30 protein-coding genes and 3 tRNA genes are annotated in these 25603 nt (G+C 68.5%); 21 read left to right on the top strand and 12 right to left on the bottom strand.

The window, feature by feature from the left end:
* Positions 1 to 48: 48 nt before the first annotated feature.
* The 8 genes from CHC05_RS12795 to CHC05_RS12760 all read left to right on the top strand — a co-directional run bounded on the left by CHC05_RS12795 (position 49) and on the right by CHC05_RS12760 (position 5644).
* Entirely contained in the window at positions 49 to 300 is a 252-nt protein-coding gene (locus CHC05_RS12795) for a DUF6284 family protein (protein ID WP_089248182.1), read from the top strand.
* 33 nt (positions 301 to 333) lie between these two features.
* Complete coding sequence (locus CHC05_RS12790) at positions 334 to 558, top strand: hypothetical protein (protein ID WP_089248180.1); 225 nt, start codon at positions 334 to 336, stop codon at positions 556 to 558.
* The gene (locus tag CHC05_RS12785) at positions 555 to 1274 is read left to right on the top strand and encodes a DUF2637 domain-containing protein (protein ID WP_089248178.1); all 720 of its coding nucleotides are present in this window, start codon (positions 555 to 557) and stop codon (positions 1272 to 1274) included. Before CHC05_RS12790 ends, CHC05_RS12785 begins: the two co-directional genes overlap by 4 nt.
* Before the next feature lie 17 nt (positions 1275 to 1291).
* Entirely contained in the window at positions 1292 to 1615 is a 324-nt protein-coding gene (locus CHC05_RS12780; RefSeq protein WP_144022565.1) for a hypothetical protein, read from the top strand.
* 94 nt (positions 1616 to 1709) lie between these two features.
* Positions 1710 to 3827 carry a cell division protein FtsK gene (locus tag CHC05_RS12775; RefSeq protein WP_089248174.1) on the top strand — a complete coding sequence of 706 codons (2118 nt, stop codon included), beginning with the start codon at positions 1710 to 1712 and terminating at the stop codon, positions 3825 to 3827.
* A 140-nt stretch (positions 3828 to 3967) separates the two neighbouring features.
* Complete coding sequence (locus CHC05_RS12770) at positions 3968 to 4219, top strand: hypothetical protein (RefSeq protein WP_089248172.1); 252 nt, start codon at positions 3968 to 3970, stop codon at positions 4217 to 4219.
* 76 nt (positions 4220 to 4295) lie between these two features.
* Positions 4296 to 4478: a helix-turn-helix domain-containing protein gene (locus CHC05_RS12765; RefSeq protein ID WP_089248170.1), complete on the top strand. Its 183-nt coding sequence runs from the start codon at positions 4296 to 4298 to the stop codon at positions 4476 to 4478.
* On the top strand, positions 4475 to 5644 hold the full coding sequence (locus tag CHC05_RS12760; protein WP_089248168.1) for a site-specific integrase: 1170 nt from the start codon (positions 4475 to 4477) through the stop codon (positions 5642 to 5644). Before CHC05_RS12765 ends, CHC05_RS12760 begins: the two co-directional genes overlap by 4 nt.
* Before the next feature lie 65 nt (positions 5645 to 5709).
* Here CHC05_RS12760 and CHC05_RS12755 read toward each other — a convergent pair.
* The 3 genes from CHC05_RS12755 to CHC05_RS12745 form a co-directional block, all read right to left on the bottom strand.
* Positions 5710 to 5784, bottom strand: a tRNA-Val gene (locus CHC05_RS12755).
* A gap of 17 nt (positions 5785 to 5801) precedes the next feature.
* A tRNA-Cys gene (locus CHC05_RS12750) sits at positions 5802 to 5872 on the bottom strand.
* Positions 5873 to 5893: 21 nt separating this feature from the next.
* Positions 5894 to 5966, bottom strand: a tRNA-Gly gene (locus CHC05_RS12745).
* A 149-nt stretch (positions 5967 to 6115) separates the two neighbouring features.
* Here CHC05_RS12745 and CHC05_RS12740 point away from each other — a divergent pair.
* Positions 6116 to 6847, top strand: coding sequence for a class I SAM-dependent methyltransferase (locus CHC05_RS12740; protein ID WP_179266157.1), 732 nt, complete (start codon positions 6116 to 6118; stop codon positions 6845 to 6847).
* Here the strand turns inward: CHC05_RS12740 and rpmJ are convergent.
* Positions 6828 to 6950 (bottom strand): 50S ribosomal protein L36, encoded by a 123-nt coding sequence (gene rpmJ / locus CHC05_RS12735; RefSeq protein WP_089248164.1) that lies wholly within the window; start codon positions 6948 to 6950, stop codon positions 6828 to 6830. The genes CHC05_RS12740 and rpmJ overlap by 20 nt on opposite strands.
* A gap of 270 nt (positions 6951 to 7220) precedes the next feature.
* Here rpmJ and CHC05_RS12730 point away from each other — a divergent pair, with 270 nt between their 5' ends.
* The 8 genes from CHC05_RS12730 to CHC05_RS12695 all read left to right on the top strand — a co-directional run bounded on the left by CHC05_RS12730 (position 7221) and on the right by CHC05_RS12695 (position 16500).
* Positions 7221 to 8579: an FUSC family protein gene (locus tag CHC05_RS12730; RefSeq protein WP_089248162.1), complete on the top strand. Its 1359-nt coding sequence runs from the start codon at positions 7221 to 7223 to the stop codon at positions 8577 to 8579.
* Between the two features lie 229 nt (positions 8580 to 8808).
* Positions 8809 to 9840 carry a hypothetical protein gene (locus CHC05_RS12725; RefSeq protein WP_089248160.1) on the top strand — a complete coding sequence of 344 codons (1032 nt, stop codon included), beginning with the start codon at positions 8809 to 8811 and terminating at the stop codon, positions 9838 to 9840.
* A 56-nt stretch (positions 9841 to 9896) separates the two neighbouring features.
* Positions 9897 to 10388, top strand: coding sequence for a pyridoxamine 5'-phosphate oxidase family protein (locus CHC05_RS12720; RefSeq protein ID WP_089248158.1), 492 nt, complete (start codon positions 9897 to 9899; stop codon positions 10386 to 10388).
* Between the two features lie 79 nt (positions 10389 to 10467).
* A complete protein-coding gene (locus tag CHC05_RS12715) occupies positions 10468 to 11106 on the top strand; it encodes an HNH endonuclease family protein (protein WP_179266156.1) in 639 nt (212 codons plus the stop codon).
* 105 nt (positions 11107 to 11211) lie between these two features.
* The gene (locus CHC05_RS12710) at positions 11212 to 11517 is read left to right on the top strand and encodes a GlsB/YeaQ/YmgE family stress response membrane protein (protein WP_089248153.1); all 306 of its coding nucleotides are present in this window, start codon (positions 11212 to 11214) and stop codon (positions 11515 to 11517) included.
* A gap of 257 nt (positions 11518 to 11774) precedes the next feature.
* Positions 11775 to 15542: a type IV secretory system conjugative DNA transfer family protein gene (locus CHC05_RS12705; protein WP_089248151.1), complete on the top strand. Its 3768-nt coding sequence runs from the start codon at positions 11775 to 11777 to the stop codon at positions 15540 to 15542.
* Positions 15539 to 15970, top strand: coding sequence for a hypothetical protein (locus CHC05_RS12700; protein ID WP_089248149.1), 432 nt, complete (start codon positions 15539 to 15541; stop codon positions 15968 to 15970). The genes CHC05_RS12705 and CHC05_RS12700 overlap by 4 nt, the downstream gene beginning before the upstream one ends.
* Positions 15967 to 16500: a DUF4760 domain-containing protein gene (locus tag CHC05_RS12695; RefSeq protein ID WP_089248147.1), complete on the top strand. Its 534-nt coding sequence runs from the start codon at positions 15967 to 15969 to the stop codon at positions 16498 to 16500. Before CHC05_RS12700 ends, CHC05_RS12695 begins: the two co-directional genes overlap by 4 nt.
* 168 nt (positions 16501 to 16668) lie before the next feature.
* Here CHC05_RS12695 and CHC05_RS12690 read toward each other — a convergent pair whose 3' ends face one another.
* Entirely contained in the window at positions 16669 to 17286 is a 618-nt protein-coding gene (locus CHC05_RS12690; protein ID WP_089248145.1) for a TetR/AcrR family transcriptional regulator, read from the bottom strand.
* Between the two features lie 92 nt (positions 17287 to 17378).
* Between CHC05_RS12690 and CHC05_RS12685 the strand changes: the two genes are divergently transcribed.
* On the top strand, positions 17379 to 18695 hold the full coding sequence (locus tag CHC05_RS12685) for a pentapeptide repeat-containing protein (protein WP_089248143.1): 1317 nt from the start codon (positions 17379 to 17381) through the stop codon (positions 18693 to 18695).
* Here CHC05_RS12685 and CHC05_RS12680 read toward each other — a convergent pair whose 3' ends face one another.
* From CHC05_RS12680 to CHC05_RS12670, 3 genes are all read right to left on the bottom strand, one after another.
* Complete coding sequence (locus CHC05_RS12680) at positions 18696 to 19085, bottom strand: DUF4190 domain-containing protein (RefSeq protein ID WP_089248141.1); 390 nt, start codon at positions 19083 to 19085, stop codon at positions 18696 to 18698.
* 155 nt (positions 19086 to 19240) lie between these two features.
* Entirely contained in the window at positions 19241 to 19837 is a 597-nt protein-coding gene (locus CHC05_RS12675; protein WP_089248139.1) for a fasciclin domain-containing protein, read from the bottom strand.
* An 86-nt stretch (positions 19838 to 19923) separates the two neighbouring features.
* Complete coding sequence (locus CHC05_RS12670) at positions 19924 to 21984, bottom strand: M14 family zinc carboxypeptidase (RefSeq protein ID WP_245870807.1); 2061 nt, start codon at positions 21982 to 21984, stop codon at positions 19924 to 19926.
* A 280-nt stretch (positions 21985 to 22264) separates the two neighbouring features.
* On the opposite strand from CHC05_RS12670, the gene CHC05_RS43020 reads away from it, so the two are divergent.
* Positions 22265 to 22399 carry a hypothetical protein gene (locus tag CHC05_RS43020; protein ID WP_281257665.1) on the top strand — a complete coding sequence of 45 codons (135 nt, stop codon included), beginning with the start codon at positions 22265 to 22267 and terminating at the stop codon, positions 22397 to 22399.
* Here CHC05_RS43020 and CHC05_RS12665 read toward each other — a convergent pair.
* The 3 genes from CHC05_RS12665 to CHC05_RS12655 form a co-directional block, all read right to left on the bottom strand.
* Positions 22393 to 22632 (bottom strand): hypothetical protein, encoded by a 240-nt coding sequence (locus CHC05_RS12665; RefSeq protein ID WP_089248134.1) that lies wholly within the window; start codon positions 22630 to 22632, stop codon positions 22393 to 22395. The genes CHC05_RS43020 and CHC05_RS12665 overlap by 7 nt on opposite strands.
* Positions 22633 to 22636: 4 nt before the next feature.
* The gene (locus CHC05_RS12660) at positions 22637 to 23122 is read right to left on the bottom strand and encodes a hypothetical protein (protein WP_144022564.1); all 486 of its coding nucleotides are present in this window, start codon (positions 23120 to 23122) and stop codon (positions 22637 to 22639) included.
* 147 nt (positions 23123 to 23269) lie between these two features.
* Positions 23270 to 23563, bottom strand: a complete 294-nt coding sequence (locus CHC05_RS12655) for a hypothetical protein (RefSeq protein ID WP_089248130.1) — start codon at positions 23561 to 23563, stop codon at positions 23270 to 23272.
* Between the two features lie 336 nt (positions 23564 to 23899).
* Here CHC05_RS12655 and CHC05_RS12650 point away from each other — a divergent pair, with 336 nt between their 5' ends.
* A complete protein-coding gene (locus tag CHC05_RS12650) occupies positions 23900 to 24217 on the top strand; it encodes a hypothetical protein (RefSeq protein WP_179266155.1) in 318 nt (105 codons plus the stop codon).
* A gap of 72 nt (positions 24218 to 24289) precedes the next feature.
* On the opposite strand, the gene CHC05_RS12645 is transcribed toward CHC05_RS12650, so the two are convergent.
* Complete coding sequence (locus CHC05_RS12645; RefSeq protein ID WP_245870806.1) at positions 24290 to 25072, bottom strand: hypothetical protein; 783 nt, start codon at positions 25070 to 25072, stop codon at positions 24290 to 24292.
* Between the two features lie 216 nt (positions 25073 to 25288).
* On the opposite strand from CHC05_RS12645, the gene CHC05_RS12640 reads away from it, so the two are divergent.
* Positions 25289 to 25603 carry a hypothetical protein gene (locus tag CHC05_RS12640; protein WP_089248128.1) on the top strand — a complete coding sequence of 105 codons (315 nt, stop codon included), beginning with the start codon at positions 25289 to 25291 and terminating at the stop codon, positions 25601 to 25603.

The following is a 25603-nucleotide window of genomic DNA, read 5'->3' as shown; positions in this document are numbered from 1 at the left end:
CTAGTTCGAATACAACGCCAGCTTGTACTTCGCACCAAGGAGATCGCCGTGAAGCCTGTTCGTTCCAAGCCGAGCGACGACGGACCGTCGAGCGCCGAACTCGCCGCGATCCAACGCGAGTGGCCGCTCATCGAGGCGGAGATGGCACTCGTCGCGGCAGAGATTCGCGTCCTGACCGCTCAACCTCAGCCGACGGTCCGCGACTGGCACCGCCTACGTGCCGCGGAGCGCCGAGTCCTTCGCGAGGTCGCGGCCCTCGTGCACTCCCGAGTGGGCGAGGTGTTCGGCGATGCCGCGTGACCACGCACGTCCCTGTCCGGAAAGGAGCCTCCGATGAGTCTGGGCATCTTCTCCCTGATCTTGATCGTCCTGCTCGCGACGTTGTTCGTCGACCGGCGGACCCGTGGCCGGATCGCCTTCGCGGCGGTGCTGGCGTTCATGCTCGGGCTGGTCGTCGCCGGCTCGGACGGCATCCTCGCCGGACCGGCGCACGCCATCATCGACGGCGTCCGGTCCGGGATGGCGACCGTCGGGGCGACGCTCGGTGGGAACCGATGACCGACCGGCATCTGGTCCGTGTCCGGTGGGGAGTCCGCGGCGCCCTGGCCCTGGGCGTCGCGGCTTCCGTCGCGGCCAACATGCTGCACGCCGACCCGAACCCGATCTCGCAAGCCATCTCGGCATGGCCGCCGCTCGCGCTGCTGCTGACCGTCGAGCTGATCTCGCGGGTGCCGGTGCATCGACGGTCACTGGCCGTAGTCCGGCTGTCCGCGACCGCGCTTATCGCCGGCATCGCCGCATGGGTGTCCTACACCCACATGGTCGCGGTCGCCGCCCGCTACGGCGAGCACGGTCTTGCGTCCCATCTCATCCCGCTGTCCGTGGACGGCGTGGTCGTCGTCGCGTCCGTGTGCCTGGTCGAGCTGGCGGGACGCATGCGGCCCGACGCTGCGCCGGTCGACGCGGCGCCAGCGCCGACGCCGGACGCGGACAGCACGGGGGACGCGGCCCGTGAGGCTGGCCCGAACGTAGCGGCGGACACCGCCTCCGAGGCGGTGCCTCACTCGTCGCGCAAGCGTCCGGCTCGCAAGCCTTCCACCCGCAAGCCACTTCCGACTCCGGACACAGGGACCGCCGTCCGGCGGATACGCGACCGCCACCCGGACATGTCGACGGCGGACATCGCGCGGCGGGTCGGCGTGACCGACCGGACCGTGCGTCGCCACCTCAGTGCGCCCAAGACCAAAGCACACACGAAGGAGACGACTCGATGAGCACCACGTATCAGCGGTTGACCAAGGTGCTCGCGGCACTCGGCGCGACGGCGGATGAGGTCGCGGACACCCTGCTCGCCGGCGGATGGACGGGGCTGCGCGAAGACGGCTTGGCCTGCCCGGTCTCCAAGTACGTCGTCAGCGTCCTGCCGGACATCGAAGTCGCGGCCACCAGCTTCCAGCGCATCAAGGTCATCTCGACCCGCGGCGAGACCGTCGACGCCTCATTGCCGGACGGCGCGGCCGAGTTCGTCACCGCCTTCGACACCGGCTCTTACGACGAACTCGCCGCGACGCTCACCCGCGCCGACGGCGAAGCCATCGACGAAATCGAACGCTGACCACGCCCGGGGCGCGGCCAACCGGCCTCGCAAACCACCGGCCGCGCCCCGGCCCCGGTCAACCCATCTGGACATCGACGGAGGAACAACCATCATGGCAAACCCAGAAGACTTCGACTGGGACCGGCACGAAGCCGAGATCGTCGACTTGGACGCAGCACGAAGCGACCGGCACGCGGTGCCGGTCGACGTGCCGGACACCGACGCCTCGCAGCGTTGGAGCGTCGCGGGACTCCGGACGGCGAAACGGCGCCCCGTCGTGCCCGCGTGGGCGCGGTCATGGACGGAGCTGTCGACACAGATCCGTTGGCTGCTCGGCTTCTCCGCACACGTGGTTGCCTACCACCTCATCCGCATCCCCAAGTACGCCGTCCGGTTGGCCTTCCGCGCACCGCGTGGGGTTGTCCGGCTTACGACCGGCACCGTCCGGTGGGTCAGCGACGCCGAAGGCGGCCCGGTGCGTGCGGCAGCGGTGCGGCGGGAGAACGCAGAGGAGTACCTGAAGCTCTCCCGGCAACGCGACGCTCGGGTGCGGCTACGCACCCTGCTGGCGCTTTCGGCCGCCAGCTTCGCGCTCAGCGGCCTGGCGGTGCTGTTCGTGCTCGGTACGCGAGAGCACTGGTGGATAGCGCTCGCGGCAGCAGTCGCGTTGCTCGGTGCCATCGGCGCTCCCGCCGATCGGCCGCTGCTCGACGCGGCGGTGTCGACTGGCCGGTCGCCGAAGCTCACCTCGGAGGTGGTCCTCGCGGCACTCGGCGCGATCGGTGTCGCGAGCATCAACCAGGCGTACGCCAAGAAGGGCGCCAAGGATGCCGTCCGGTTCGCCGAGCCGATCAGCCGCGACGGTCCGGGCTGGCGCGCCGTGGTCGACCTGCCACCCGGCACGACTGTCGACCAAGTCGCGGACCGGCGCAAGGAACTCGCGTCTGCGCTCGGACGTCCGCTCGGCTGCGTCTGGCCGGAAGGCAATCTCGAGGTCCACCCCGGCCGCCTGGTGCTGTGGGTCGGAGACGAAGACCTCGCCAAGTCTCGTCGACCGGCCTGGCCGCTGCTGAAGGCGGGAACGGTCGACCTGTTCAAGCCGATCCCGTTCGGCACCGACCACCGGGGTCGCCCGGTCGTCGTCACGCTCATGTTCGCCTCGATGGTCATCGGCTCGATTCCCCGCGTCGGCAAGACCTTCGCCGCCCGGCTGCTGCTGCTCGCCGCATCGTTGGACGTGCTGGCCGAGATTCATGCCTACGACCTCAAGGGCATGGGCGACTTCGCGCCGCTGGAACCGGTCTGTCACCGTTACCGCGCCGGCTCCGAAGACGACGACATCGCCTACGGCCTGGCAGATATGCGCGAGCTGGCCCAGGAGCTGACGCGGCGTAGCAAGGCCATCCGGGCACTGCCGCGCGAGGTGTGCCCGGAGTCGAAGGTCACCCCGGAACTCGCCGCACGCCGGACGTTCCGGCTGCACCCGATCGTCCTGGTAGCCGACGAATGCCAACGGTGGTTCGAACACCCCGTCTATGGAGACGAGCTGCGTGCGATAGCGGAAGACCTCGTGCGGCGCGGGCCGGCCGCGGCAATCATCGCCATCTTCGCCACCCAACGCCCCGACGCCAAGTCGCTGCCGACCGGCATCTCCGGAAACGCCGCACTTCGCTTCTGTCTCAAAGTCATGGGCCAGATGGAGAACGACATGGTGCTCGGCACCAGCGCCTACCGCAACGGCATCCGCGCAACCATGTTCAGCCGACGCGACCTCGGAATCGGCTACCTCGCAGGCGAATCCGACGACCCACAAATTACTCGGACCTACTATGTGGACGGACCGGCAGCCGAAACCGTCGTCGCACGCGCCAAAGCGCTGCGACAGAAGGCTGGAACGCTTACTGGTCACGCCATCGGCGACGTCCTCGCCCTCAAAGCCATCGCGGCATCCGTCTCGTTGCTCGACGACATCGCCGCCGTCGTGCCGACCGGGGACGCGAAGGTGTGGTGCGAGACCGTAGCGGCCCGCCTGGCCGAGCTACGCCCCGACGTCTACGGCGGATGGGACGGCGAACGGGTCACCGTCGCGCTCAAACCGTTCGGCGTGCGGGTCACACAGGTCTGGGGCACCGACGCGGCCACCAGCAAGGGCGCGAACCGGCGAGGTTTCGAACGCGCCCACCTCATCGACGCCATCACCGAACGCACCCGTCGGCAAGACGCGGCATAGCCGCCGCGCGGTGCTAGGTCTAGCGCCCCGACCGCGCAAGACCTAGCACCGCCGCTAGCACCTCGAACCGGCCTCCTGCTGGCCGCTAGCGCGCTAGCGGTCAGGCCCACCACCCCTCCTCAAACCCGCCGGAGAAGGTCATGGACCACTCGACATTGCTAGGGAGCATCGGCTGCGCTGCCCTGCCGCTGCTCACCGTCTGCTACCTCACCCTCTGCTGGATCGCCCCGTTCCGCCGCTGCCGCACATGCGGCGGAACCGGCCTCGTCCGGCGCCGCTACGGGCGCACCTTCCGAACATGCCGACGCTGCGACGCCACCGGGCTACGACTGCGCTACGGCACGCACCTCATCAACGAGGCACTCCGCATCCACCGCGACGGCAACCGCTGAGAGGAGGGGACCCGTGGAAGAGCGAGCGACACAACCGCTGCGGCTGATACCGGGCGACGGATGCCGGCAGAAGGCGATGTACCGCATCCCAGAAGCCATGCGGCTACTCAGCCTCAGCCGCTCCGTCATCTACGAGCAGATCCGGGCCGGTCGCCTCCGCACCGTGACCCAAGGACGGACGCGACTCGTCTCGGCAACCGCCATCGCCGAGTACGTCGCCCTCCTCGAATCCGAAGCCAGCGAGAGGAAAGCGGCATGACCGAGCGACGCGGCCGAGGTGACGGCGGAATCCACTGGGACGAGAAGCGGCAACGCTGGATCGCCTCGGTCACCATCGGCTACACCCCCGCGGGCAAGCGGATCGTCCGGCGGGGAAGCGGCAAGACCAAGACCGAGGCGAGGGCCAAGCTCAAGAAGGTCATGCGCGACTACGAAGACGGACTGGCCATCGCAGCGACCGGATACACCGTCGCCGACGCGGTGAACGACTGGCTCTCCTACGGACTCAGCGATCGATCTCAAGCCACCATCGACAAGTACCAGACGCTGGCCGCGACCCACGTGGTTCCGAAGCTCGGCGCGAGGAAGCTCCGCGAGCTGAGCGCCCTCGACGTCGAGAAGTGGCTCGCGGCCAACGCGAAGACGCTCAGCAGCAGCACCGTCGGCATTCTCCACTCCATGCTCAACCGCGCCGTCCGCCGTGCGATGGCGCGCGACAAGGTGAAGCGCAACGTCGTCGAACTCTGCACCATCCCGAAGGGCCAGGAAGGGCGTCCCTCGAAGTCGCTCACCCTCGTCGAGGCGCAAGCGCTGCTCGACGCTGCGGAAGGGACAGCTCTTGAGGCATACATCGTTCTCTCGATGCTGATCGGTGCACGCACGGAAGAACTCCGTCCGCTCCGATGGGATCACGTCGACCTCATCGGCAGACCGGAGCAGGCCCCGCCCGTACCGCCGTCGGTGATGGTCTGGCGCTCGGTCCGGGAGGGTGGCGACACGAAGACCCGCAAGTCCCGCCGCACCCTCGCGCTCCCGAAGCGCTGCGTCGTCGCCCTCACGCGCCAACGCGACCGGCAGATCGAAGATCGGAAGGCCGCGGGCAAGGACTGGCACGAGAGCGATCTCGTCTTCACGAGCACGGTCGGAACCCAGCTCGACGCGGCCAACGTCCGCCGCGCGTTCCGCCGCGTGATCAAGGCCGCGGGCCTCAACCCGAAGGACTGGACGCCACGGGAACTGCGGCACAGCTTTGTCTCGCTGATGTCGGAGGCTGGGGTCACCGTCGAGGAGATCGCGCCGCTCGTGGGCCACGCCGGGACGCGGGTGACGGAGGCTGTCTACCGGCACGAGCTGCGCCCGGTGCTGCTCCACGGCGCCGCGACCATGGACAAGATCTTCGCGCACGCGACAGCCGAGGAACCGTAGTCACTCAGTTAGTCACTCAGGATGCGAAAGAGGCCATGACCTTCGATAGGTCATGGCCTCTGAGCTGGTGGGCGATACTGGGTTTGAACCAGTGACCTCTTCCGTGTCAAGGAAGCGCGCTCCCACTGCGCCAATCGCCCTTGCTATTGGTCTCGCGAGGTGGAGACGGGATTTGAACCCGTGTAGACGGCTTTGCAGGCCGTTGCCTCGCCTCTCGGCCACTCCACCGTGTTCTCCGTCAACGTGCCGAGCGGACGACGGGACTCGAACCCGCGACCCTCACCTTGGCAAGGTGATGCGCTACCAACTGCGCTACGTCCGCATGTCGCTTGGTGTTTCTGGCGACGGATGAGAACTTTAGCCGAGCCTCCCGGCACATGCCAACTCGGGGTACCCCGGGCGCGTCGAAGCGACCAACCGGACAAACCCGGCACCCCGAAAACCAGGCGACACAGCAACGACAATTGGGGTGTGAGCGGGCATCGGTTCTACCAAGATCTGGCTCCCTGGTGGCCGCTGATCTCTCGGGTCGACGACTACGCCGCGGAGGCCGGCTTCGCCGCCACGTTGCTGAGAGACGCGAACACCGTGCTCGAGCTCGGGAGCGGCGGCGGGCACAACGCCGTGCACCTCAAGGAGCACTTCGCCCTCACGCTCGTCGACCTCGAGCCCGACATGCTCGCCGAGTCGAGGAAGATCAACCCCGAGCTGACGCACATCCAGGGCGACATGCGCACTGTGCGACTCGGGGAACAGTTCGACGCCGTCTTCGTGCACGACGCGATCGATTACATGACCACCGAGGCCCACCTACGACAAGCGCTCGAGACCGCCTTCGTACACACGAAGCCTGGTGGGTCAGCCCTGTTCGTGCCTGACGCGACCGCCGAGAGCTTCCGGCCCGAGACCGACCACGGCGGGGTCGACGGGGCCGACGGTCGGGCCGCGCGCTATCTGAGCTGGTCCTACGACCCCGACCCGGACGACACCACGACCCTGACCGAGTACGCGTTCCTGCTTCGCGACGCCGATGGCCGGACGACCGCCGTGCACGAGACGCACGAGACAGGCCTGTACCCGACGGCGACGTGGCTAAGACTGTTGCGGGAGACGGGTTTCGTGGCGAGGGCGGTCATCGAGGAAACCGACGAGGACCGCCCTCCGCGCACGCTACTTGTGGGACTCAGCCCTGACGGCCGCTGAAGCGGGGGTTCTTCCGGTTCAGCACCATGATCCGGCCGCGCCGGCGGACGATCTTCGCGCCGGGCTTGCGGGCCAGGGAACGCAGCGAGGTTCGGACCTTCATGAGAAGCCTCTTTCCGTTCGTTGACGTGCAGCGTGTGCAACGCAATGACCACCCCGCGCATTCCACAACGCAAGTGCAGTTCGGTTCTTGCGACGCATCGATAAGCTTCTTGCGTCACTCTGCTACGGACCGTACCGTTGGACCTCACCAGGCCACTGCGGCTGAGCCTCCGGCAGTCCGCATCTCAGGGGCCCCTCTCCCGTGGGCACGGCGCGGGAAAGGGGCCCCGCCGGTAAACTCGATCAGTTGTAACGGCTGGTCGGGAGGGCTATGTCGAGAGGCTCGCGGCACGGACGTTCGGGCGCGGTCGGGCGACCCACGGCGAAAGCACGCCGGATCGCCACCGAGAGCGTCCGGGTCACCGGTGACCTGCTGGCCCCGGCCGAGCCCGCCGATATCGGGCCCACCGCGTCCCGCAAGCGCCGCCTGTGGGCCAAGATCCGCGGGCAGGAGCCCGTTCCGGGCCTTCGGACGATCAAGGTCGTGCTCGCCACGGTCCTCGCGTTCGTCCTGGCCGAGGGACTCCCGAGCACCGAGCCCCCGATTGTCGCGGCGCTGACCGCCCTGCTGGTCGTCCAGGTGAGCCCGATCAAGAGCATCCGCTCAGGTTGGGAGCGGATCGGCAGTGTGATCGCTGGTGTCCTGCTCGCCGTCGTGCTCTCGAGCGTCTTCGGCCTGCACTGGTGGAGCCTGGGCGTGACCGTGGCGGCGTCGATGACGATCGCGTACGCGCTCAGGCTCGGTGACCACGCCTTGGAAGTGCCGATCTCCGCGATGCTCGTGCTCGCCGTCGCCGGCAGCACGGATGTCGGGATGGAACGGGTCTACGAGACCCTGATCGGCGCTGCCGTCGCTGTCCTGGTGAGTGTCGCCCTGCCGCGGGTCTACGTGCAGCCCGCCGGCAACGCCATCGGCACGCTCGCCGCCGAGATAGGCAAGCAACTCCGGGACATGGCGGGCTGGGTGCAGTCGGACTGGACGGCCGAGCGGGCCACCGAAGGGCTGCGCCGTGCCCGCAACGTGGAGTCGTTGATCGGCAAGGCCCGCGACACCCTGGCGCAGGCCGAAGACAGCGTGCGGCTCAATCCGCGCGCCACCCGCACCGCGCACATCCCGGTCACCATGCGCCCCGGCCTCACCGCGCTGGAGTTCTCGGCGATCTCCGTGCGCGGGCTGGCCCGCGCGTTGCTCGACCGCCGCTCGGGTGACGCCGCGGCACACCCGCCCGGCCCGTGGGTGGCACTGAGCCTGTCCCGCCTGATCGACGCGCTCGCCGACGCGATCTTCGCGTTCGGCGTCGTGATCGCCTCCGACGTGACGCTGGCGCCGCCGAGCCCGGAACCGCTGCGGCACGCCCTGCGCCGGGCCCGCTTCCTGCGCGACGAGACCACGTACCAACTCCAGGAGGACGCCAAGACGGAACCAGCGATCTGGCGAGTGAACGGTGCTCTCGTCGGCCACATCGACCGCTTGATCAACGACCTGGACCCGGACACCGAGTCGGTCTCCCCCGCCATCAACCGCCCGCGTCCCGAGCCCGTCCGCCCACTGCGTCGCTTCACCCCCTCCGTCATCCGACGCCAACTAGACGACAGCGCACGTTCACTTCGACGCCGGATCAGACGGTAAAACGCAAGATCAAAGGCTGACGAACGAGACCAAGCAAGATCAGGAGCCGGATTTACGCACGTCCGCCTGGGGCACGACCGCTTGCTCCCGCGCGCCAACTCCGCTTCGCTCCGAGCCGGGTCCGCTTCGCAAGGACGTTGAAAATCGTCTATCTTTATGTCGCCAGGCGGACGCCTGCGCCCAGCAGGATCCGTGGTGGTTCAACCACTTCGGACGCGGGAGCGACAGAATGCTCGTCAGGAACAGGTTTCTCGCCACCCTCGCGACGCTGGCACTGAGCGCCACAGTGCTGGCCACCCCGGCCCATGCCGCGGTTAGTCGGGCGGAGCTTGCCTTGCGGTGGGCGCCCATTCATCACCAGGACGTCGACGCCACCGGGAGTCATGCGCTCGGTGGGCGGGCCGACTACATCGCTGCGGTTGACTTCGACGGCAATCTCGACGGGCGGGACAACTGGGATCGGGCCGCGACCGCGGCGCTGCCGGCGCACGCCTACTACTCGGTGGTCGAGACCAGCACCCACTGGTACCTCACCTACCTGTTCTTCCATCCCCGCGACTGGACCGACCACCCGTTCTTCGAGACGGAGCACGAGAACGACGGCGAGGGCGTGCTGCTCGCCGTCGAACGGGACGGCTCGCCCTACGGTGTGTTGCGTGGCGCGGTCACCGTCGCGCACAGCGACTTCTTCTCGTACACGCCGGCGGGCAGCACCTGGACCAGCGGCCGGGAGACGGTCGACGGCACGCTCCAGCTCCAGTCGTCACCGCACGACGCGTTCGCGCATCCCGTCACCGCGCAGGAGGCGCAGGGGCACGGCCTCAAGGCGTTCCCGCAGTACGCCATCAACGGCGACGGCCTGATCCACTACCCGTCCACTGTGGCCGAGGAGCCGACGGGCGGCAACGACCGCGACGTCCGCTACAAGCTCATCGACATCTTCGCGACCGGCGGCCTCTGGGCCCAGCGGGCCAACGCCAACCTGTTCGCCAGCCTCGGCACCTTCGCCGGCGACACCTCCGGCGGCTGCGGCTCGGGCACCTGGGGCTGTTCGACGAACTCGGCCAACGCGCCGTGGGGCTGGGACGACGGCAACGACCTGCCCGGCCGGGGCGAGCTCGCCAGCGACCCGGCGAAGCTGGTATCGGAGTACTTCACGATCCCCGGCGGGGTGTCCCGGGCCTACACCTACAACCCGTACGCCGGCGCCGCCGCGGCCCTGAAGGAAGCGGCCCGGACCGCACCGCCCACCGTCGACTGACGGTCACTCCACGGTGGCCGGCCCGCAACCGGCCGGCCACCGTAGGATGCGAGGTCATGGCGACCTGGTCGGAATTCGTCGAGGAAGCACCCCGCGTCTCCGAGATCTTCCAGCGGCGGCACGCCGCGACCGGCAACCTGTGCCTGCTCGCCACCGTGCGGGCCGACGGCTCACCGCGGATCAGCCCGATCGAGCCACGCGTCTTCGAGGGCCGCCTGCTGCTGGTCGGCATGCCGCACACCACGAAGTTCGCCGACCTGGCCCGGGACGGGCGGTTCTGCCTGCACACGGCCACAGTGGACCCGCATGTCGGCGAGGGCGACGTCAAGCTGTTCGGCACGGTCCGCGACGACCAGGACCGGGCGCTGCACCAGCGGTTCGCCAACGCGCTGTTCGCGGAGAGCGGCTTCGACCTGCGCGGGCAGGAGTTCGACCCGTTCTACGTCGCCGAGCTGACCGGCGGGTCGTCGGTCACCATCGATGACGGCGCCCTCCTTGTCACGATCTGGAAGCCCGGCGAGGGCGAGCGGGTCGTCCGCAAGAGCTGATCGGTTCATCTGCCCTCTACCGCCCGGCAACACTTATCGCTCATGATCGATGTCTCCGTACCCCCCATTTGGAGGCATCATGTTCCGATCCCGTCGGCGCACCCTGACCGCGGCGATCCTGGCCGCGGTCGCCGTCGCCACCCTGGCGGCCACCCCGGCCAACGCGACCCCGCCCGGCATCCCCTCGACCGCCAGCGCCCAGTCCCAGCTCAACGCCCTTACCGTGGCCGCGGAAGGCTCGTCGAGCGGCTACTCCCGGGACCTGTTCCCGCACTGGATCACCATCTCCGGCGCCTGCAACACCCGCGAGACGGTGCTGCGCCGCGACGGCAGCAACGTCGTGGTCAACAGCTCCTGCGCCGCCACGTCCGGGAGCTGGTACAGCCCGTACGACGGCGCCACCTGGTCCAACGCCGCGGACGTCGACATCGACCACGTGGTGCCGCTGGCCGAGGCCTGGCGGTCGGGTGCGAGCAGCTGGACCACGGCCCGCCGCCAGTCCTTCGCCAACGACCTGTCCCGGCCGCAGCTGATCGCGGTGACGGACAACGTCAACCAGTCGAAGGGCGACCAGGACCCGTCGACCTGGCAGCCGTCCCGGACGGCCTACCGCTGCACGTACGCCAAGATGTGGATCGCCAGCAAGTACTACTGGGGCCTACGCCTCCAGTCGTCGGAGAAGTCGGCGCTCCAGACGATGCTGAACACCTGCGGCTGATTCACGCCGCCGCGCGTGGCCCGCGACCCGGGCCACGCGCGGCCGACGTTTGACCGCCCGCGGTGGTTGGGAACACCACTCCCGACAACGCGAGGAGGAATCACCATGGGCGCGCAGGACTACCTCATAGCGATCGTCTTCGGCGCGGTGGTCGGAGTCGTCGCCCGCATCCTGCTGCCGGGCCGTCAGCGCATCGGACTCATCCCGACCGTGCTGATCGGGATCGGCGCGGCCGTGGCCGGCACGTGGATCGCCGACCGCTGGGACCTACACAGCGGCAACGGCTTCGACCTCGTCGGCCGCAGCTTCGACTGGCTGGTGCTCGCCATCCAGGTCGGCATCGCGGTGGTAGGCGTGGCGATCGCGGCGGTGCTGGCCCGCACGTTCACGACCGACCGCGACGAGAGCTAGCACGTTCCCGCGTGTGCGGGGGTGGCTCATCCGCACGGTGACGGCATTCAAACGAACGGTGTACCTCATCCGGTGCAAGCTGGATTTGCCCGATGGTGATGATGCCAGCACGTCCCTATAGTCATACTCATTAGTCCGAATGCTCCCTTATGAGTAGCCCATCTGCGGAATGACGACACAGCCGTAACTTCGTTTATCCGGCCCGGTTAGGCAGGCGTGGTTGACCCGACAGGAGATCTAGGAAAAGGATCCGCACAATGGCGGAACTAAGTGCGAAGAATGGCCCGACGCCACGCCCGGACGTCCTTCGTCTCGCCGCCGTCCAGCTCTCCTACACGCCGAATCTGAGCACCGTGCGCGGTTCGCACTGGGCGCCCGACGAACCGCTGCTCGACTGGGCCGCCACGCGCCCGTCGGCAGCCGGCCACGCGATCGCCGACCTGCGGCTGGACGGGAGTCTCAGCGACGCCACCGGGACAACGATCGACCTGGCGCGGGATCACGGCATCGAGAACCTCCGGTTGAAGCTGAAGCAAATCCTCGACTTTCTGGTCGCCGAGCGGGTCGACGTGGCGGTCTTCCCCGAATACCTCGTGCCGGTCGACCTCGCCGAGATACTGATCGGCTATCGCGAGAAACTCGCGGTCTTCGCCGGCATCGGCGAACTACGCGACGAGGCCGACCTGGAAACGCTGCGCCGGTTGGGTTTCACGGACCCGGCCGAGGTGCGCAACAACTGCGCCGTCTACGTCGACGCCGACCAGAGTCGCGTCGTCACCAAGAAGTTCGGGGCCGAGGGCGAGCACCTCGTTCCGGGCTCCGGCATCGCCGAAGTGACGCTGGCCGCGCACGGCCGACAATACGTCGTGGGCCTGGCGATCTGTATGGACTACCTCAAGGCCGGCTACGCCTGGTTGGACAACGGCGGCACGCCGCAACTGGCCCTCGTAGCCGCGATGACGCGGCCTGCCGACGACTTCTACGCCAAGAACCGCGATTTCATCACCGTCATCGCCAACCGGGCTGACGCGGGCGGGAGCGCGATCGTCGTACCTCGGATGGGCGGCCTGGACTTCATCGTCGACAAAGGAACGATGCCGCTTCCAGCCGCGGAAGGCGTGGTGATCGCCGACTGCTCCGGCTACGCGGCATCGCCGAGCTCGACCACGCCGACCCACAACCGCATCGTTCACCGGTCAGCCGTGCTCTACGGCGCACCCGGACGCGACCGCGCGGAGCTGAGCGCTTCGTCCATCGCGGAGGAGCTGGCAGGCTGGGAACTGCCGCTGCCAAAGGAGGTGGTGGGTGCCTATCTCGCCGCCGTCCAGCGCCACGTCGCCGATACGAGGAGCGTCAACGAGCTGTTGCGAACCGCGGTGGAGGCGCTGGCCTCCCGGTATCGCAACTTCCGCGACGTCGAGGGCCTCCAACTGCTCAAGACGCACATCCGGCTCAGCCAGGTGGAGTCGGAGAGCGAGCTGCGTTACCGGGTCCTGGGCGCGCTGCTGGACATCTGGCAACCGGCACTGACCCGCGCCGACTCACCCCCGGAGCTGGGCTCGCACATCGACGACCTACGCAGGCTGCGCGGCATGCTGGAACCCGACGTCCGCCCGGAGCTGCGGGCCACCGTCCAGAGCACGCACATCGACGACAATGGCGCCACGCCGGCGCCCGGTTCGACGTTCTTCAAGCGTCGGCTCATACCCCGCAACGGGATCGACCCGTTGGCCGGATTCGCGCAGCAGTTGAACGTGCTGCGCGCCCTGTCACTCAGCCATGACGAATCGGTATGCCTGATCTATCGGTTGGCCACGGCCGAGCGGACCGGCGGCGGGTTGGTGCCAACGCTGGACGCCCTCGCGGTCACGCGGTCCGACGACCTCGGCCACCAGATGGATCTGGCCGACGGGCTCGGTGCCCAGCTGGAAGTGGCGCTACAGGCCGGCTGGCGGCTCTCGCCGTCGTCGGCCGACCCGACGTCCAACCTGCCTCATCAGTACGAGCTGCGCCCCCACAACGATGCCACCCCGTTCAGCGCCGAGGACTGGAGCCACGTGGTGGGCTATCTGCAGCTACAGCGCGGGCCGGTGAGTCTCCAGCTCACCTGTCACCGCGTGCTCGCCAAGGATCCGCAGCGCGAGCCGAGCCACGAGGACGTGGCGCTGCGGTCGTTCCTGTCGGAGACCGACCGGCGGGCCGCCGCGTTCCTTCGCAGGGCAGCGGCCGAGGACCGCAGCGCGCGAGCGAACCTCGGCGTTACCGTGCTGGTCTCCGCCGCCGACGCGCTCGGCGAGCACGTCCTCAGCTCGATCGGAGTGGCCATCTTCGGCGCCGAGCCGTTCGACGTGGTGGCGGCGGACGGCGCCCACGCCGCCGGCGACGGCGCGGCCCAGACCGGCCTGCGACCCGCGGAGGCGCTGCGGTTGTTCCATCCACCGTTCGAGCTGCTGCGCCGGGGCGACGACCTAGCGGTGGAGGCGGCGCCGATGGACGGCCTGGCCGAGGTCAACCTCCCGGCTCATGGCGTCTACCTAGGCACCTCACCGACCACAGTGGACCGGGCGCAGGGTGGTCGGGACATTCGGCTGCCCACCGAGGCGCGGCTGCGGCACCTGCACATCATGGGGCAGACCGGTGCCGGCAAGACCAATCTACTGAAGTTGATGGCTCGCGAGGATCTCCGGCAGAATCGTGGGATAGCGGTCATCGACCCGCACGGTGACCTGGTCGATTTCTTGCTGGGCCATGTCGCGGATCGCGAGAATGTCGTACTGCTCGATTTCGAGAACGAATCGCATCTGCCTGTTCTCAACCCCCTCGACTTGGACGTCAAAGCGGGTGACGATCGCATTCTCGCCATGGAGAGATTCATCCAACTGCTCACCAGACAGTCGCCATACGAATCGTACGGGTCGCGGTTCGAAGATCTTATGCGGCTCACGCTTGAGTCGATCAACGACGAAAGCTACCCTCTCAAGGAACCGACGATCCTGGATATTGTTCGCATCCTTCGTAACGATAAGAGTCGACGATGGATAAGTCACGCGCTGGCCGATGTCGCCCTCCAGGACCGCTGGTTGAACTTCGATGGGCTCAGTCGAGCCGATATCTCCCAGGTGCTCACCCGAGCGCTTTCCAAGTTCAGCGAGATCTCACACGAAGGCGTGCTGGGCCACGTTCTGGCCGGCGGCCCGTCCTCGGTCTCCATCGAGCAGGTCGTCCACGACGGCGGCGTGCTCCTGGTAAAAATCCCGGAATACGCGTTGAGCCGTTCGGCGGCCGCGCTCCTGGGCAACTTCATCCAGGAGCGCATTCTCGCCGCGGTCTACCGCCGACACGCGGCGGGCGGCGAACCTCAGCCCTTCTATCTCTACGTCGACGAGTTCCAGTTCTTCGCCGAGTGTGGCTTCGAGACGATGATCGCGGAGGGCCGCAAGTTCGGCCTCGGGCTGGTTCTGGCCAACCAGAGCCTGCATCAGCTGACCGATTCGCGATTCACGAACAGTGAGTCCAAACAGCTGTACGAGGCGGTGATGAGCAACGTGGCCAACCGGGTGGTCTTCAGCGCTTCGCCCAGCGACGCGAAGCTGCTGAGCAAGGAGATGGGGGTCGACCCGAAACGGCTGCGGGACCCGGGCCGTCACCATGCCGTGGCGCAGGTGCTGCTCGGCGAGCGGAGCACCACCCTCAGCCTAGGGATGCCACCCGCCAGCCCGGACAAGGGTTATCCCGGGGCACGCAGGCTAATCGAGACTCGCATGATCGACGAGAAGATGTGGCTCAGCCGCGAGGAGGTCAGGCGGGCGCGGGTCAGCCGGGACCGACGCATCCGGATCGCGTCCGGCGACTTCTTCCCACCGACTGGGGACGACCCCGAGCCGCCCGGCGACGCATATGGGACAAAGCCCTTTAAAACGGTCGAACATGCCATGATTCGAGATGAAGACGGGGCCGTCGACGAGGCGGCCGCGCGCAGCGACGGGGCCGGGTTCGCGAAAGCCGAGCAGAAGGGGTCGCGATGACCACGCCGAACGTGCCGGAGGAACGGACCATCGTCGACGACCTAGCCCAGGTACACGCGGCATTGCGGGTGCACTCGCTCTTCTTCGAGGAGCACGGCCTGGCGGACCTCACCGCCGACGAGCGACAGTCCGTGCGGGAAGACCTGGAGTTCATCATCGGACGGGCGATCGTCCAGAACTGCGACGACAGCCAACTCGAGAAGCTCGAGCAGAAGGTGCGCAGCAACGGCACGCTGGAGGCGCTCCGCTGGCTCTACTCGGCGACCCCGCATACGTTCCGGGACGCCGTCCACGCCGGTCTCTTCCAGCTCGTCGACAAGCTCCGCAGTCGCTATTCCAGTCCGCTGGCGCCGGGTCGGGCCGCCATGATGACCCGGCAGCGGGCCGGCGACGGCGTCCGGTCGAGGCGCGAGTACGGCACCCGATGAGCTCCGCGTCGATCTACGTGGCGGTGCTGTCGCCGGTCGTCAGCCTGTGCGTGGCCGTCTGGGGTTTCCGCCGCACCACCCGGGCCGACCGGCTGAAGATGTTCCTGGACCTGCAGGAGCGCTACCTCGCCTCCGCTGCACGTGCCGGCCGTCGGGTGATGCACCGTCGCCTGCCGGACTTGAAGCCCGAGACGTTCGACCAGCTCACGGAGGCGGAGCGGGGCGACCTGCACCACGCGCTGGCGGTGATGGAAACCATCGCCATCGCCTGGGACGCGGGTCACGTCGAACAGTCGATGATCCTGAACGCGATGGGCCGGTCGTTCTCGTCGGCGATCCGCAAGAGCGGGCCCTACATCGAAGATCAGGCTGCCCTCCGCGGCTTCCGGCCCTACCAGCGTGCCTGCCGGTTGGCCGACGAACTGCACCGCGCGATCGAAGCGCCGGGCCGGACCGCTCGAAAAGCCCCTCGTCAGGTGCGCGCGGTGCAAGGCGGAGTCGAAGCGCAGGAAGTCTCCGGCAGGGGGTGAACGCCGCCGCTGCGGCGCCTGGAAGGCACGGGAACGCCGGCCCGGCTAGCCCCGATGCCGGAAAGCTCCCCGACCACCAGGGCGATGCCCGGGGGTGACGCCGACGTGAAGAGCACAGCGTGATCTTGACGCGGGTCGAACCCACCGGGAGGCTGAGGAACCCGAGGACTAACCCCCGAGACCCGACTCCAGCAGGTCGAAGCCGCGGTTGGCGGCCGCCAACGCCGGCCGGTATGCCGCGTCGGCCGTGCAGCCGTCGACGAGTCGCCGCCAGTTGTCGCGCGCCAGGATCCGCTGGACGACGATGATCTGGCCCGCGGCCAGCCGCGCTCGCAGCCCGCCGCGCGGGTCGAGGGCCGCCGCCAGCGCCGCCTCGTCCGCCTCGGCGAAGCTGGCCACCCGGGTGGCCAGGCTGGGGGTCTCGAAGACCATCCGGTGGTACGCCAGCACCTGCGGATGGTCGTTGAGACCGGTGACCGGGTCGCGGCGCCGCAGCCCGTCGAGGAAGTGGCGGCGCAGCGCGGCCAGTGGGCTCTCTCCCGGGCCGCGGCCGGCGACCACCCGGCCGGCCTCGCCGAGGTGGTCGGCGATCCGGTGCAGCACGAGGTCTTCCTTCGTCGGGAAGTATTTGAACAGCGTCGGCTTGGACACCTCGGCCGCGGCCGCCACGTCGGCGACCGAGACGGCGTCGAACCCGCGGGCCAGGAAGAGATCGACGGCCGCGGTCGAGATCGCGTCGTGGGTGCGTTGCCGCTTGCGTTCGCGGAGCCCCGCCTGGTCGGTCACGGCCCCGACACTATCGGCCGATAGTTCACTTGGGCAAATCTATTACTGGGTCTTATTATTTACTCAGTAAAGACCGCCACGGGGGGTTCTTCATGCTGGACGATCTCACCGAGCTCCTCGGAGCCGCTTCCCGAACGGACGACGACGCCGCCGCGGTCGTCAAGCACGACCCACGGATGGCCACCGTGCTGGCGCGAGCCCTCTACGGCCGGCTCGGCGAGCCGACCGAGCGCCTGGTGGTGCCCGACGGTGCGTACCGCTGGCGGATCTCCGAAGGCGCCCAGGCCCGGCTGATGGACGAGATCTGGCAGGAGTCGCCACGGTACGGCGCCGGGCGGGAACGGCTGCGTTCCGGGCTCGTCGACCTGGTGCGGCGGCAGGCCGAGCGGCGTGGGCTGGTGCCCGGCGAGGCGTGGGCCCGGCAGGTCGGCCGGAGCCAGCCGGTCCGCGACCTCCTCGACCGGCTGTGGCCGCGCGTAGACCCGGCCGACGTGGTGGCCGAGTTCCTGAGCGACCCGGCGGTGGCCGCGGACGGGATCCTGTCCGACGCGGAGCAGGCGGCGATCCGCCGGTCGCCACCCCAGGTCGCTGGCTGGTCGCCCGCCGACCTCGTGCTGATCGACGAGGTGGCCGGGCTGATCGAGCAGCCGGCGCACGGTTCGCTGGCGGTGCTCGGCGCCCTCGCGCTGACCGCTGGACTCCGGGTACCGGCCGCTGCCGCAGGCGATCGGGGGTTGACTACGGTGGACGACGTGCCAGCTCAACACGCTCCCGCCGACCCCCGCCTGGCTCCGTTGACGGAAGGAACCGCGGACCTCGAACACGAGGGATTGTCGCGCCGGCTGTCGTTCACCGGCCTGGACCTGTCGGCCCAGGAGGCCGACGCGGTGGAGTTCGACCAGTGCCGGTTCGAGCGCACCACCCTCGCCTCGGCGGTGCTCGACCAGCCCCGCTTCACGGACTGCGAGGTCTCGCACTGCGACTGGGCCAACGCCCGCCTGACCAAGCCGGCGCTGCTGCGCACGCGGCTGACCAGCGTCCGGTTGACCGGCGCCCAGTGCACCGCCGGCACGCTGCGCGACGTGACGTTCGAGGACTGCCGCGCGGACCTGGCCGGTTTCCGCTTCACGACGTTCGCCCACGTGCGCCTCACCGGCTGCAACCTGACGGGGGCCGACTTCACGGGAGCGGACCTGCGGCGAGCCGAGTTCATCGGTTGCGACCTGACCGGGGCGCAGTTCTCCAACGCCAACGCCGCCGGCGCGCGCTTCACCGACTGCGACCTGGACGGCATCGGCGGCGTCACGAGCCTGTCGGGCGCCACCATCACCGCCGACGACCTGATCGCCCTGTCACACACGTTCGCGCGAGCCCTGGGCATCACGGTCGTGGCGTCGCCTCAGCGTTAGTCACGGCTCCACATTGGATGACGAGATCGCCGCCATCCCGGAACCCAGGACCATCCAGATCGAGAAAAGAATCATCGGCACCACGAGTACGTAGCCGAGGATCAGCCCGGCGACGGCCATGCCGTGCCCGCTCTTCGTGCCGTCGGCGGTGTCGCGGAGCCCGACGTGGCCGAGGACGACGGCCAGGACCGACAAGACACCGAACGAACAGCAGCCCACCAGGACGCCCAGCATGCCGAGCACCATGCTCGCGACCGCGGCGCCCGACGTGGGGAGTTGGACGACGGTGACCTGGTACGGCGGCGGGTAACCGGGCGGCGGCGAGACCGGGCCGGGACTGATCGGTGGGTACCCCTGACCGTACGAGTCACCTGGCGGCTGGTACGACATCGTTGCGGCTCCTACCGTTCAGCACCCCCCGCGGGCGGCAAGCCTGCACGGTATTGGGCGGGCCCGCGACGCTGCCTCCCCCTCTCGGCGGCCGTTTGCCCGCGCGGGGATTCACAGGGTGGCCGATCAGCTCACCCACGTCGCCGCACGGACCGTCAGTGGCCGGAGTCGCCCTGGCCGGCTGTTGTCGGGAGGTTGCCCAGGACGTGGTTGATGACGTGTACGCGCCCGTTGGCGATGCGGTAGTCGGCGCAGACCGTCGTCGCCTCGTCGCCGATGCGGGCCATCTTGTCGGCCTCGCCGACCTTCACCGTTGTACCGTCCAATGTGGTCACCGAGTCCGCGTCGCGTAGGTCGGCCAGGCTCAGGGAGCGGTCCACGATGTGCGCGCGGAGCAGCGTACGCAGCGTGTCCTTGTCTTTGATCATCAGCTCGTCGAGGTTGTCCTGCGAGAACTTCGCCATGAAGGCGTCGTCCGACGGGGCCAGCACGGTGATGGCCTTCTTGCCCTCGAGCTCCGGCACCAGCTCCGATGCACGCAGGGCGCCCTCGAAGGTGGTCAGCACCGTAATCCATTGCAGCGCCTGGTCGACCGGCTCGCTCGCCAGCGCCGTGGGGTTGCCCGGTTCGTCGCCCTTGGGCAACTCGTCGCAGAGCGGGCCCGAGACGGCGGTGGTGGTCGACGAATCCGACGTGCAGCCGGCCAGCGCCAGCGCGGCCACCACGACGACGGCCAGCAACCGGGTGCGCATCAAAGCCCTCCAGGGAGAGAAGGTGCGTACCGGCGGGCCGGGCTTCCCGGTCCGGCCCGCCGGTACGACAGGGTTACGTCAGTGGATCACAGGGTGGCGCACTGCCCCGCCCGCGGTCCGTTGACCACGTTGCGGACCTCGAGGTTGGTCGGAGCCGTGCTGTTGCCGGCGCAGTTCAGCGGGCCGCTGACGCTGTTGCCGGCGAAGTACGGAGCCGCACCGTTGGTGTTGTTGACCAGGTTGACCGGGCCGGACACGTTCGTGCCGATGACGGTGACCGGGCCGTTGGTGTTCGCGACCTGCAGCGGGCCACGCACGACGCTGTCACCGAAGAACACACCGGCGGCGTTGGCGGCGTTGACCGGACCACTGATGGTCGTGTTGGTGGCGACCAGGGTCGCACCCGGACGCAGGTTGACCGGGCCGTTGACCGTGGCACCCGACAGGCAGGCGAAGCCCGAGATGGTCAGCGGGCCGTTGTGGCGACCGGTCAGGGTCGGGTAGACCCGCTCGCCGCTCACCCACTCCTCTTCACCCTGCTCGTCCAGCAGCAGCGGGATCAGACCGCGCTCCGGCTGGGCCAGCGGCACGACGTACCCGTCGGCGACCTTGACGACCTTCCAGCCGTGCGCCGCGATCCGCTCGGCGACCGTGGCACCGACGTCGTTCGGACCGTCGGTACGCGCGCCGTTGTACTGCGCCTCGGTGAGCTTGTAGGCACACGGGGCGTTGTCCAGGATCATGTCCGGCGTCGGCAGGTCCTCGCGGGGGCCGGCCTCACCCGGGTGCGGCGCCGGGTGCAGCGGGACGATCCGCGAACCCCGGAAGACGATCCGGCCGTTGTTGCCTGCCTGGAATTCGATCGCCTCGCCACGCGCCGTCTTGATGTCGCTGAGCTGGTTGTGGTGGTAGTCCATGAACTGGTTGAACGTCCACAGTGCGGAGAAGGTCTTGCGGCGACGGTTGTTCGCCGTGTTGCCCTCGTCCGGCCGGGTCGCGCCACCGGAGCTGCGGAGCTCCAGGAGCGAGTTCACGGTGTTCTTCAGGCCCAGGGTGTTACGCAGGATGGTCTCTTCGGAGAGGCCAACCCCAGAGCCGTTGGCGCAGCCGTACGGGCAGGCCCACCAGCCGTCCTTGGCGCCCTCGACGTACATGTGGTTCTCGATCATGTCGAGCGACTCGTCGAAGATCTGCTGGGCCACGTTCTGGTGGCGCGGCGGCAGCATCGGCAGGTCGCCGGCCTGGGAGTTGCCGTACTCGTGACCGTCGTAACCGGCCACCGGGCGGTAGTCGCGCAGCATCCGCACGTACGCCGCGGTCTCCGGCTGGCGGATCAGCGAGTAGTCGCGGTTGAGGTCCTGACCGGTCACGTTGCCACGGGTGTTGGCGGCCCGACCGTCACCGTTGATCGTCGGAACGATCAGGACGGTGGTGTTCTTGAGCAGGCCGAGGGTACGAGCGTCGTTGCTGAACGCGAGCTGGCGAGCCATGATCAGGCAGGCCTCGCGGTCGCCCGGCTCGTTGCCGTGCACGTTGCAGTTGACGGCCAGCGGCGAGGTGGCGGCCACCGCGGCCGGGGTCGCCGGCGGGGTCGGGTAGCCGATGACGAACATGTTGATAGGGCGGTTCTGGACGGTACGGCCGATCTCGACCACCCGTACCCGCTCGCTCAGCCGGTCGACCTCCGCCGTGTAGGCGTACTCGTTGACGTCGCTGGTGTACTGCGCGGCCTGGGTGGTCTCCCACTGCGTACGCAGGTTCTGGCCGGCGACGGCGGGATCGCCCCACGGCGCCTTGGTGGTGTCGAACACGGGCGACGAGTACGGCTGCTCGGCGGTGCCGATGCGGGCCCGGACCCGCCACTGGAAGCGGCTGCCGGGGTTGAAGCCGGCGTCGGCGAAGGTCGGCTCTTCGTTGTTGACCTGCCGGTTCGGCCGCCACACGCCGACCACCGTGGGGGTTCCGGTGGGAGCGTTCGATGCGTCGACCGCGGTGCGCTCGATCTGGTAGTCGGTGACACCGGGGACCGGGGTCCAGGCCACGGTGGCGAACCCGTCAGCCTGGGTGACGGTGAGGTCGGTGACCTGGTTGGGCTCGGCCGCCGCGAAGGCCGGCAGAGGAGCCGCGAACGCCGAGGTCGACGTCACGACGGGGGCGAACGTGGCAGCCAGCAAGGCAGAGATAGCTATTACTGTCGACCGCCGATGGTTCAATGGAACCTCCAGGTGGGGGGACCCTGTCTTGATCAAGACATCGGTGCCCGTCAGCCTGACTGTCCTCATGGGCCGATCGCAACGATCTTGAGTAAGTCTTGAGGCTTTCGCCAACCGGTTACCTGAACGAACCTGGCAATTGATCTTCAAGTGCGGACGCCGAGCGTACGGACACGGAGTGACCGTGCGTGGGGCCCGAGGCCAAACTGTGCCCATGCGAATCGCAACCATGACGGCGGAGTACGCGGCCGACATCGTGACGTGGCGTTACCCGGCCCCGTACGACCGCGACGACATGACGGGCGCCGACCCGGCCCTCCTCGCCGACGGAGGGCCGCTGCGCTACTGACCCAGGATCGAAAGCTCGGCTCCGCTCGAGTTCCAGATCCGCGCCATCCTGCCGCTCGGCTCACCGACAGTGAGCCCAGTGGGTGAGTGCTGAATCGTGCCCATCAACGGCCCATCGGCATCCGGCCACTCGACGACCATGTGATCACCCGCGCCGATCGAGTACTCGGCCCCCGATGGCTCGAACGTGACGATCACCGGAGCGTCGCCGCTCGCCTGGATCAGAAACTTCATCGACTCAACCGCCTGCGGTCACGGGGACTGGTTGCCCTTGGCACGCTTCGAGGACTGCCCGCCGGCCCAGCGGCTGCGCCAGGTTGAGCGTTGCGGTCCGGACGTAGCCGGCCAGCGCACATGTCTCGTCGCCGCCGTGCGGCTGCGCGATGACGATGACGACGACCGCGTTGGCCGATTCGACCGCCTCGGCGTAGTAGTCGGCGCCGCACGATTCGGTTGCGGGGCCCCGCGCGCCGGTGAAGGTGACAGAGAGCCTCGTGCTGACCGCGGTGCCGGTCGCGGACTCGATGGAGAGGCCGGGTGGCGAGTTCCACGCGGGCGGCGTCACGGTGACGGGCGCCGAGCCGCCGGCGTCGACGACCGCCTGGTCATAGCGCGCCAGGGCCTCGCCGGCCTGCTGGCGCATCTCGCCCAGGCTTTCGCCCTTGGCCAGGGCGCTGTTGCCGCTCACCTCGGGGCTGCAACCAGCGAGCAGGACCACCGCCACGGCCCAGAGCATCCGTCCCCGCCGAGCCAGCACGGCTACCTCCGTCGCCCAGGCTGAAGCGTCAAGCGTACGGACGCCGCGCCGCGACCGGAGCCCGGTGCCTGGTGGGCACCGCCTCAGTAACCCGTTACCCGTACGAGGCGGAATCTAGTTGTCAATCGCCGCTTTGAGTGCGACGGCGACGATCGACCAAACGACGTACGCGCCTATCACCACGGCGATCATGACCAACGCCTTGACCGCCGGGTGCAACGACTTGCGCGCCACCTTCAGGTTCAACCATGTGCCCGCGGCGCCGACGGCACCGCCGATGAGGCCACCGAGCCCGATGAGGACCAACGGCAGCAGCGACAGAACGAGCTGCCACCACCTGAGCCCACGAAATGCGGCCCAGCGATCACGCTTCTCAAGGCTGTTACTGGACAAATTCGGTGAAGCCATCGAGTCCCCCTACCGGTACGAGTGCGTTTTTGATCTTGCCACACCACCCCGACGTCCACGGCCCCGACCAGCCGCCCCAGAAGTCATGGACGCGCGGATGGCAGGGCGCCGCAAGCGCGCTGCCGTTTCCGCGATTGGGTCCTCGACCGCCTGCTTCGGGAGAGCCCGCCAAGGTCGGCTCCAGAATTCTCCCGGCAGGAACCGATAGAGCCGGCTCCTCACTCTGAGGAAACCCGCGTCAGGCAACGTGGGACTCAGTCCCGCCTCCGCGTCTGGCTGCGGCATGAGCGTGCGGTCGCGGTCATGGCCGAAGATGGTCCGCTATGACTTGACGCCATGTCGCCCGAAGATGACGGTGACGGGATCCTGGCCCAGTTCGGGACGTTCGCCTTCGACGGCCTGCGCGAGTTCTCGGCCGATCTCACTCGACAGTTCATCGACGCCGGTGACGAGGACGCGGTGTGGCAACTGAGCTGCACGTTCCACTGGTCCGCTCGTGCCGAGACTGAGGCTCTTGGGTCAGGTCAGCTGTGGTCCTTCGGCAGATCTCTCGACGACTTCTTCGCCGAGGCGCTCGCCCTTCCTGGATGGGCGTGGGCGCTGGCCGGCGTGCGGGCCCCTCGGCAACTCACGATCGAACTCGAGCGGATCTGACTGCATGTCTTCACGAGCGCGCGTCGTCGTGGACTTCGACAGCCGCCCAAACAACCGGCAGCCCGGCTTCTGCTAGAACCGCGCGGGTCTCCAGGACGGCCCCGCGATCTCCGGGGGCTCGGTCAGCGTGGGCTTGATGGCGTGCCAGGTGGCGCGCCACTGGCTGGGAGGCAGTGCCAGGGTGGCGCAGACCGAGCGAGCTAACTCCTCAGGGCCACGGCCACGCCACGGGGTGTCGACGAAGACCTGGTAGTCACCTTCGATCTGTAGGGCGACCCGGAACAGTTGGTGATCGCGATAGTCGTTGGCGACCCAACTGGGTCTGAGGCCGTAGGTGAGCAACCGTTCGCGGTCCATATCCGTCATGACACGTCGTCCGGCTGTGCGCTCTGCCGTCTCCCACGAATAGTCTGCGGCCACCCGTGCGACCTCCGCGTCGTACCCGGCGGCAGCGAAAGAGACGCCGCGGTTCATCGGCACCTCGATCGACCAGTCCCAGTGCACCAGGTCGCCGTCCCGCGTGATGGTGACATCCGTGGACCCACAGCCGTACACGCCACAACCGCAACGGGCGATCGGAACAGTGCGCGGCTGGGAAGCGGCCACCAGACGATTGATGGGGACAAGGACGTCGTATGGCTCCATCCCGAGGCCCGCTGCGGCAGCGGTCATCTCCGTACCGTTGACATAGACCTCCACCTGGAACCCGCCGCCCGCGTCGTCGGGCACCGGCGTCACATCCAAACGCAGAGAGTCGACTCCTGGCCGGCGGGTCGCTGCAGCCGCCGGCCATGGCTCCCCGCCGTGGATCGCGGCGACTGCCCGTTTCGGGATTCGCGCCACGAAGACGATCACCCGCTCCGGGTCCGTCGGTGTCCGTCCGATCACGCGCACCTCAGCCTGCTCCGCGGCCGTGGCGTCGACCAGGATCGAGAAGAGGAGGTCGCCGTCGGCTTGGCTGTAACCGAATTACTGCGATCTGTTTCGCAGCTCGGCGAAATGGTATGACGGCGACGGCGGAGCCTCGATACGGTGCTCGTGACGGGGTGGCCCGATCGGCAGGGGGTTCGGATGACGTTGGCGGTCAAGGGTTCCCGGCGAATCACGGTCGACGGCGTTTCGTACCGCTGGTTGGTCCGCGGCCGGCCTACCTACTGCCAGGGCCTGGGCTGGACACCCCTGACCTTCGTCGTCGGGCACGCGGAGCGGACCGGCGCCGTTCTGGTCGCATCGATGCCCTGCGCGCATCCCAGCAACTGGATCGGGCTACCGAGCCAGCCTGTGTTGCCCGGCACGGTCGCCTCGTGCGTTCGGCGAGCCGTCACCGACGGCTGGCAGCCCGGCCAGCCCGGGCCGCCCTTCGAGGTGCGTGTGGGCGACCGCTGA

The sequence above is a fragment of the Asanoa hainanensis genome (genome assembly GCF_900188485.1).
GTDB classification, from domain to species: domain Bacteria; phylum Actinomycetota; class Actinomycetes; order Mycobacteriales; family Micromonosporaceae; genus Asanoa; species Asanoa hainanensis.
The sequence above is the reverse complement of the archived record's forward strand: the minus strand, read 5'-3'. Positions and strand labels throughout refer to the sequence as shown.

Excerpts from the sequence above, each read along its gene's own strand:
- CHC05_RS12685 (WP_089248143.1), top strand. The coding sequence starts at position 17,379 with ATGCTGGACGATCTCACCGAGCTCCTCGGAGCCGCTTCCCGAACGGAC.
- CHC05_RS12730 (WP_089248162.1), top strand. The coding sequence starts at position 7,221 with ATGTCGAGAGGCTCGCGGCACGGACGTTCGGGCGCGGTCGGGCGACCC.
- CHC05_RS12675 (WP_089248139.1), bottom strand. The coding sequence starts at position 19,837 with ATGCGCACCCGGTTGCTGGCCGTCGTCGTGGTGGCCGCGCTGGCGCTG.
- CHC05_RS12700 (WP_089248149.1), top strand. The coding sequence starts at position 15,539 with ATGACCACGCCGAACGTGCCGGAGGAACGGACCATCGTCGACGACCTA.
- CHC05_RS12710 (WP_089248153.1), top strand. The coding sequence starts at position 11,212 with ATGGGCGCGCAGGACTACCTCATAGCGATCGTCTTCGGCGCGGTGGTC.
- CHC05_RS12765 (WP_089248170.1), top strand. The coding sequence starts at position 4,296 with ATGTACCGCATCCCAGAAGCCATGCGGCTACTCAGCCTCAGCCGCTCC.
- CHC05_RS12705 (WP_089248151.1), top strand. The coding sequence starts at position 11,775 with ATGGCGGAACTAAGTGCGAAGAATGGCCCGACGCCACGCCCGGACGTC.
- CHC05_RS12785 (WP_089248178.1), top strand. The coding sequence starts at position 555 with ATGACCGACCGGCATCTGGTCCGTGTCCGGTGGGGAGTCCGCGGCGCC.
- CHC05_RS12725 (WP_089248160.1), top strand. The coding sequence starts at position 8,809 with ATGCTCGTCAGGAACAGGTTTCTCGCCACCCTCGCGACGCTGGCACTG.
- CHC05_RS12655 (WP_089248130.1), bottom strand. The coding sequence starts at position 23,563 with ATGGCTTCACCGAATTTGTCCAGTAACAGCCTTGAGAAGCGTGATCGC.
- CHC05_RS43020 (WP_281257665.1), top strand. The coding sequence starts at position 22,265 with ATGCGAATCGCAACCATGACGGCGGAGTACGCGGCCGACATCGTGACG.
- CHC05_RS12680 (WP_089248141.1), bottom strand. The coding sequence starts at position 19,085 with ATGTCGTACCAGCCGCCAGGTGACTCGTACGGTCAGGGGTACCCACCG.
- CHC05_RS12720 (WP_089248158.1), top strand. The coding sequence starts at position 9,897 with ATGGCGACCTGGTCGGAATTCGTCGAGGAAGCACCCCGCGTCTCCGAG.
- CHC05_RS12775 (WP_089248174.1), top strand. The coding sequence starts at position 1,710 with ATGGCAAACCCAGAAGACTTCGACTGGGACCGGCACGAAGCCGAGATC.
- CHC05_RS12715 (WP_179266156.1), top strand. The coding sequence starts at position 10,468 with ATGTTCCGATCCCGTCGGCGCACCCTGACCGCGGCGATCCTGGCCGCG.
- rpmJ (WP_089248164.1), bottom strand. The coding sequence starts at position 6,950 with ATGAAGGTCCGAACCTCGCTGCGTTCCCTGGCCCGCAAGCCCGGCGCG.
- CHC05_RS12650 (WP_179266155.1), top strand. The coding sequence starts at position 23,900 with ATGTCGCCCGAAGATGACGGTGACGGGATCCTGGCCCAGTTCGGGACG.
- CHC05_RS12665 (WP_089248134.1), bottom strand. The coding sequence starts at position 22,632 with ATGAAGTTTCTGATCCAGGCGAGCGGCGACGCTCCGGTGATCGTCACG.
- CHC05_RS12790 (WP_089248180.1), top strand. The coding sequence starts at position 334 with ATGAGTCTGGGCATCTTCTCCCTGATCTTGATCGTCCTGCTCGCGACG.
- CHC05_RS12760 (WP_089248168.1), top strand. The coding sequence starts at position 4,475 with ATGACCGAGCGACGCGGCCGAGGTGACGGCGGAATCCACTGGGACGAG.
- CHC05_RS12640 (WP_089248128.1), top strand. The coding sequence starts at position 25,289 with ATGACGTTGGCGGTCAAGGGTTCCCGGCGAATCACGGTCGACGGCGTT.
- CHC05_RS12770 (WP_089248172.1), top strand. The coding sequence starts at position 3,968 with ATGGACCACTCGACATTGCTAGGGAGCATCGGCTGCGCTGCCCTGCCG.
- CHC05_RS12695 (WP_089248147.1), top strand. The coding sequence starts at position 15,967 with ATGAGCTCCGCGTCGATCTACGTGGCGGTGCTGTCGCCGGTCGTCAGC.